Source organism: Citrobacter sp. S55_ASV_140 (assembly GCF_018919505.1).
Lineage (GTDB): Bacteria > Pseudomonadota > Gammaproteobacteria > Enterobacterales > Enterobacteriaceae > Citrobacter > Citrobacter werkmanii.
In genome coordinates this window covers 1-5,705 of record NZ_JAHLQZ010000228.1, presented here as the reverse complement: position 1 = coordinate 5,705, position 5,705 = coordinate 1, and the positions used below count along the sequence as shown (strand labels likewise).

Here is a 5,705-nt window from a genome sequence, read left to right as displayed (position 1 = left end):
CTTGTACACGGTGAACGCAAAATTGTTGGCCAAAAAGGTTCGAAAGAATGATGACATATATCTGGTGGTCATTGCCCCTTACTCTCGCGGTGTTCTTTGGCGCACGTAAGCTGGCAGCACGCTTTAAAATGCCGCTGCTGAATCCGCTGCTGGTCGCGATGGTGGTGATTATTCCCATTCTGATGCTGACCGGAATTCCCTACGATCACTATTTCAAAGGCAGCGAGGTGCTGAACGATTTACTGCAACCTGCCGTGGTCGCGCTGGCCTATCCGTTATACGAACAGCTGCACCAAATTCGCGCACGCTGGAAATCGATAATCGCTATCTGTTTTGCGGGGAGCGTCGTGGCGATGGTTACCGGCACAACAATCGCCCTGTTGATGGGCGCCTCACCGGAAATTGCCGCGTCAATCATGCCGAAATCGGTCACCACGCCTATCGCGATGGCGGTGGGAGGAAGTATTGGTGGTATTCCGGCCATCAGCGCGGTGTGCGTCATTTTCGTCGGCATTCTCGGGGCGGTATTTGGTCATACTTTACTGAATGCTATGCGCATTCGCACGAAGGCCGCGCGAGGACTGGCAATGGGTACCGCTTCGCACGCCCTGGGAACCGCGCGTTGCGCAGAACTGGATTATCAGGAAGGCGCGTTTAGCTCTCTGGCGCTGGTCATTTGCGGCATTATCACCTCGTTGGTCGCCCCGTTTCTGTTCCCGGTTATTCTGGCAGTGGTCGGCTAACCTTCACTTTTTGGTTATTTATTTGCGATGCGTTGCACATTTTTCATTTAAGTTTCATAAGTTGCACACACAATGAGATTTGGATCACATATAAAGCCGTAACAGGCCCGTAAACTACGATTCCATTACATTGTTATGAGGCATCGCCATGCATCCACGTTTTCAAACTGCTTTTGCCCAACTCGCGGATAACTTGCAATCAGCCCTGGCCCCTGTTCTGGCGGATACGCATTTCCCCGCCATGCTGACTGCTGAGCAGGTCTCTTTGCTGAAACGCGAATCGGGACTGGACGAAGACGCGCTGGCATTCGCTCTGCTGCCGCTGGCTGCGGCCTGCGCACGTACCCCGCTTTCCAACTTCAACGTGGGCGCGATCTCTCGCGGCATTAGCGGCACCTGGTACTTCGGTGGCAACATGGAGTTCCTGGGCGCAACAATGCAGCAAACCGTTCATGCCGAGCAAAGCGCCATCAGCCACGCCTGGCTGCGCGGTGAAAAAGGCCTCGCCGCCATCACCGTTAACTACACCCCTTGCGGCCACTGCCGCCAGTTTATGAACGAACTGAACAGCGGGTTGGATTTACGCATTCATCTGCCTGGGCGCGAACCACACGCACTGCGCGACTATCTCCCGGACGCGTTCGGGCCAAAAGATCTCGACATCAAAACGCTACTGATGGACGACCAGGATCACGGCTTCGCGCTGCAGGGCGACGCCCTGACCCAGGCGGCAATAACCGCCGCCAACAGATGCCATATGCCATACAGCAAATCGCCAAGCGGCGTGGCGCTCGAGTGTAAAGACGGGCGAATTTTCAGTGGCAGCTATGCTGAAAACGCCGCCTTTAACCCCACTCTCCCACCGCTGCAAGGCGCGTTAAACCTGTTGAGTCTGAACGGTTACGACTATCCGGACATTCAACGCGCGGTGCTGGCAGAAAAAGCCGATGCGCCGTTAATCCAGTGGGATGCGACCTCCGCCACCCTGCACGCGCTGGGCTGCAACAATATTGAGCGCGTGCTGCTCAGTTAACTCATAAAGCCCGGTGGCGCTGCGCTAACCGGGTAACAGTGACTAAAATCCCCTCAATCAGACTGCTGTTTCTTGCGCTACGTCTTCCGGTACAGTAGCCTGATTGAAATTCCACCCAAATAACGAGTTTTCTGCATGTTAAAGCGCGTGTTTTACAGCCTGTTAGTCCTGTCAGGCCTGCTGCTGTTGACTGTGCTTGGACTCGACAGATGGATGAGCTGGAAGACTGCCCCCTATATCTACGACGAATTACAGGATTTACCCTACCGCCAGGTCGGTGTGGTCCTGGGTACGGCAAAATACTATCGAACCGGCGTTATCAACCAGTATTACCGCTACCGTATTCAGGGCGCATTGAACGCCTATAACAGCGGGAAGGTAAACTATCTGTTGCTGAGCGGCGACAACGCGCAGCAAAGCTATAATGAACCCATGACGATGCGTAAGGATCTGATTGCCGCAGGGGTCGATCCGGCTGACATTGTGCTTGATTACGCCGGGTTCCGTACGCTCGACTCCATCGTGCGTACCCGTAAGGTATTCGATACCAACGATTTCATCATTATTACTCAGCGATTCCACTGTGAACGCGCCTTGTTTATTGCGCTGCATATGGGCATTCAGGCCCAGTGCTATGCGGTGCCTTCACCAAAAGATATGCTTACCGTGCGGGTACGCGAATTCGGCGCGCGTTTTGGCGCACTCGCCGATCTCTATATTTTTAAACGTGAACCCCGTTTTTTAGGCCCACTGGTACCCATCCCTACCATGCATCAGGTACCCGACGATGCGCAGGGGTATCCGGCGGTTACGCCTGAACAATTACTCGAATTACAAAAGAAACAAGGAAAATAAGCATGGATGTACAAACCCTCTTCGTCGTGTTGGCCTTTCTGCTCATTCCTGTGTTTTGTTTCCGTGAGGCCTGGAAAGGCTGGCGCACCGGGGCCGTAGATAAAATTAAGAAAAATGCGCGCGAACCGGTATACGCTTATCGCCATCAAGAGCCCCTGCAATTTTGGTCCTATGTGTTGGTTTATGCCGGATGCGGATGTTTATCCTTCGGTATGGTTATTTACTTAATTTTCTATCGATAAAGATATTATTTTTATATTAGCGTTTGAGAATAGCTAATATTATGATAACGGTTACCATTTCAAAGTAAGGGATTAATGCTGCTCGCCAGCATTTCCCGCCAACACTCTTCTATTTGTGAATCCTTTCACAGAATACTCTTCCTGCAGTGCTTAGCCTTAAGAATAGCCTTTCGATTTTTATATTTTGTTATTAACGGTTTGCCTTAATTTACTCACGCATTAAGGAAGAAAATATGCCACAACAAAATTATCTGGATGAGCTCACGCCTGCTTTTACGCCATTATTAGCCATAAAAGAGGCTTCCCGCTGTTTATTATGTCACGATGCCCCCTGTAGCCAGGATTGTCCGGCGCAAACTGACCCGGGAAAATTTATTCGCTCCATTTATTTTCGTAATTTTAAGGGTGCAGCCGAAACTATTCGTGAAAATAATGCACTTGGGGCAGTATGCGCCCGGGTATGCCCAACCGAAAAGTTATGCCAACGCGGGTGTACACGCTCAGGCATTGATAAGCCGATTGATATTGCACGTCTGCAACGCTTTATTACCGACTTTGAGCAGCAGACCGCAATGAAAATTTATCAACCCGCCACAAAAACACGTGGCAAGATCGCCATCATTGGCGCAGGCCCGGCAGGATTACAAGCCAGCGTAACGCTGAGCAATCTGGGCTATGACGTCACTATCTATGAAAAGCAGACCCAACCTGGCGGCTGGTTACGCTATGGCATTCCAGAGTTTCGTCTGCCGCATGCTGTTTTAGATAACGAAATTGCTCGTATCGTTGAAATGGGCGTAACAATCAAATGCAATTGTGAAGTCGGCACTGCCCTTTCCATTGAGCAACTCAAAACAGAATACCGCGCCGTACTGGTTACCGTAGGGATGTCTTACGGTTCAACGTTACCGCTGTTTGAGAAGGCCAATCACGTTGAAATTGCCGTCGATTTTCTGCAACGAGCCCGGCAAACCAGCGGCGATATTACCGTCGCGCAAAGCGCATTGATCATCGGCGGCGGCGATGTCGCGATGGATGTCGCCAGCACGTTGAAACTGCTGGGCTGTCCGTCAGTTACCTGTGTCGCCCGTGAAGAACTGGCCGATTTCCCAGCCAGCGATAAAGAGTTCAGCAGCACACAAGCGTTAGGGGTATCGATTATTGACGGTTTCACGCCTGTGGCGGTTAGCGGAAATCGGGTTACTTTTAAACACGTACGCCTGCCGGGAGAACTGACGCTTGAAGCCGAACATATTATTCTCGCCGTTGGTCAACATGCTCAACTTGAAAATTTCGCCGCGTTAAAGCCACAGCGCAATCTTATCGATACGGATAATTATCAAACCGCCGATCCCGCTTTGTTTGCCGCGGGCGATATTGTAAAAGGCGATAAAACGGTGGTTTACGCCGTGAAAACCGGAAAAGAAGCCGCTCAGGCCATTCATCACTACTTAGAGGGAGCTTGCTCATGTTAACGAAAGATCTTTCTATTACTTTTTGCCGCGTCAAATTCCCCAACCCGTTCTGCCTCTCTTCTTCTCCGGTGGGCAACTGCTATGACATGTGCGCCAAAGCCTATGACACCGGCTGGGGCGGTATTGTTTTTAAAACCATTGGTTTCTTTATTGCGAATGAAGTCTCTCCACGCTTTGACCATCTGACCAAAGAAGATACCGGCTTTGTTGGCTTCAAAAATATGGAGCAAATTGCCGAGCACCCGCTGGAGGAAAATCTGGCCGCTATTCGCCGGCTGAAACAGGACTACCCGGATAAAGTTCTGATTGCATCGATCATGGGAGAAAATGAACAGCAGTGGCAGGAGCTGGCACGGCTGGTCGAAGAGGCGGGTGCAGACATGATCGAATGCAACTTCTCTTGCCCGCAAATGACCTCACATGCCATGGGTAGCGATGTTGGGCAAAGCCCTGAGCTGGTCGAAAAATATTGTCGGGCAGTTAAACGCGGTTCTTCCCTGCCGATGCTGGCTAAAATGACACCGAATATCGGTGATATGTGTGAGGTTGCGCTGGCGGCAAAACGCGGTGGCGCCGACGGTATTGCAACCATCAATACGGTTAAATCCATTACCAATATCGATCTGAACCGGAAAATTGGGATGCCGGTCGTCAACGGTAAATCCAGTATTTCCGGCTACTCCGGCAAGGCCGTTAAACCTATCGCCCTGCGATTTATTCAGCAACTGCGCATGCACCCTGAACTGCGCGATTTCCCGATTAGCGGCATCGGGGGTATAGAAAACTGGGAAGATGCCGCCGAGTTTTTACTGTTAGGCGCGGCCACGCTGCAGGTGACCACCGGGATAATGCAGTATGGTTATCGGATTGTGGAGGACATGACCAGCGGGCTGTCACATTACCTCGCCGATCAAGGATTTGACTCACTGGAGGAGATGGTGGGCCTTGCCAATGCCAATATCATCCCCGCTGAAGATCTTGACCGTAGCTACATCGTCTACCCAAACATCCATCTCGATAAATGCGTGGGCTGTGGTCGCTGCTACATTTCCTGTTATGACGGCGGGCATCAGGCGATGGAATGGAATGAGGAAACCCGAACCCCACACTGCGACACGGAAAAATGTGTGGGATGCTTGCTGTGCGGCCACGTTTGCCCGGTCGCCTGTATCGACCTGGGTGAAGTAAAATTTAAACCCGGAGAGAAAGAGCACGCGTTAACATTATAACGCGGACAAAAAAGGCCGGTGCAGATTGCGCTGCACCGGCCTTTTGGCGTTTTATCGTTACTTCTTACGCGCGTACTTCAGGGAGTCCAGCGCCACCGCGAAGATGATGATGCCGCCCTTAATAATGT

At 51.4% G+C, this 5,705-nt stretch carries 6 protein-coding genes and 1 pseudogene; 6 read left to right on the top strand and 1 reads right to left on the bottom strand.

The window, feature by feature from the left end; all coding sequences use genetic code 11:
• The first annotated feature begins 47 nt into the window (after nucleotides 1–47).
• The 6 genes from KQJ18_RS21010 to preA all read left to right on the top strand — a co-directional run bounded on the left by KQJ18_RS21010 (nucleotide 48) and on the right by preA (nucleotide 5,577).
• Nucleotides 48–743, top strand: coding sequence for a CidB/LrgB family autolysis modulator (locus KQJ18_RS21010; RefSeq protein WP_038641977.1), 696 nt, complete (start codon nucleotides 48–50; stop codon nucleotides 741–743).
• Nucleotides 744–891: 148 nt separating this feature from the next.
• Nucleotides 892–1,776 (top strand): cytidine deaminase, encoded by an 885-nt coding sequence (gene cdd / locus KQJ18_RS21005; RefSeq protein ID WP_038641979.1) that lies wholly within the window; start codon nucleotides 892–894, stop codon nucleotides 1,774–1,776.
• Nucleotides 1,777–1,911: 135 nt separating this feature from the next.
• On the top strand, nucleotides 1,912–2,631 hold the full coding sequence (gene sanA / locus KQJ18_RS21000) for an outer membrane permeability protein SanA (protein WP_038641981.1): 720 nt from the start codon (nucleotides 1,912–1,914) through the stop codon (nucleotides 2,629–2,631).
• A gap of 2 nt (nucleotides 2,632–2,633) precedes the next feature.
• Nucleotides 2,634–2,873, top strand: a complete 240-nt coding sequence (locus KQJ18_RS20995) for a DUF2542 family protein (protein WP_096756490.1) — start codon at nucleotides 2,634–2,636, stop codon at nucleotides 2,871–2,873.
• Between the two features lie 233 nt (nucleotides 2,874–3,106).
• The gene (locus KQJ18_RS20990; RefSeq protein ID WP_160956143.1) at nucleotides 3,107–4,348 is read left to right on the top strand and encodes an NAD(P)-dependent oxidoreductase; all 1,242 of its coding nucleotides are present in this window, start codon (nucleotides 3,107–3,109) and stop codon (nucleotides 4,346–4,348) included.
• Nucleotides 4,342–5,577 (top strand): NAD-dependent dihydropyrimidine dehydrogenase subunit PreA, encoded by a 1,236-nt coding sequence (gene preA, locus KQJ18_RS20985; protein WP_216422657.1) that lies wholly within the window; start codon nucleotides 4,342–4,344, stop codon nucleotides 5,575–5,577. Before KQJ18_RS20990 ends, preA begins: the two co-directional genes overlap by 7 nt.
• Before the next feature lie 57 nt (nucleotides 5,578–5,634).
• Here preA and KQJ18_RS20980 read toward each other — a convergent pair.
• A pseudogene (locus tag KQJ18_RS20980) lies at nucleotides 5,635–5,705 on the bottom strand (galactoside ABC transporter permease); the annotation flags it as partial.